Origin of the sequence: Streptomyces panacea (assembly GCF_040560175.1) — a bacterium.
Lineage (GTDB): Bacteria > Actinomycetota > Actinomycetes > Streptomycetales > Streptomycetaceae > Streptomyces > Streptomyces panacea.
Genome location: NZ_JARJHW010000362.1, coordinates 1 through 415 on the forward strand (window position 1 = coordinate 1; position 415 = coordinate 415).

Genomic DNA, 415 nt, shown 5'->3' on the forward strand with positions numbered 1-415 from the left:
GGCGGGATCCAGAACCGCACACACCTCGTCGAACGCCCCCGCGAACACCGGGAACGTCTCGTACAACTCCCGCCCCATACCCAGGCGTTGACTCCCCTGCCCCGTGAACAGGAAAGCCACCTTGCCCTCGGTGACCGAGCCGATCACGGTCTCGGGACCCACCAGCACCGCTCGGTGCTCAAGAACAGCACGCCCTGTCGCGGCCGAGTACGCGACGTCCAGCGGGTCGCCGTTCGCGACCAGTTCGCCGAAGCGGCCGATCTGCGCCTCCAGCGCCGCCGGGGTCTTCCCCGACACCACCACCGGAGCCACCGGCAACTCCAGCCGCTCCACAGCCTCTTCCTCGACCGGGACGGCTTCCTCGACGATCACGTGGGCATTGGTTCCACTGAGCCCGAACGACGACACGGCTGCG

The 415-nt window shown here is 68.4% G+C and carries 1 protein-coding gene; it reads right to left on the reverse strand.

Annotation, left to right across the window (positions count from 1 at the left end; genetic code table 11):
* A partial coding sequence (locus P3L51_RS35940) for a CurL C-terminal domain-containing protein (protein ID WP_354609563.1) occupies nt 1-408 on the reverse strand: 408 nt, incomplete at its 3' end.
* Nucleotides 409-415: the final 7 nt, after the last annotated feature.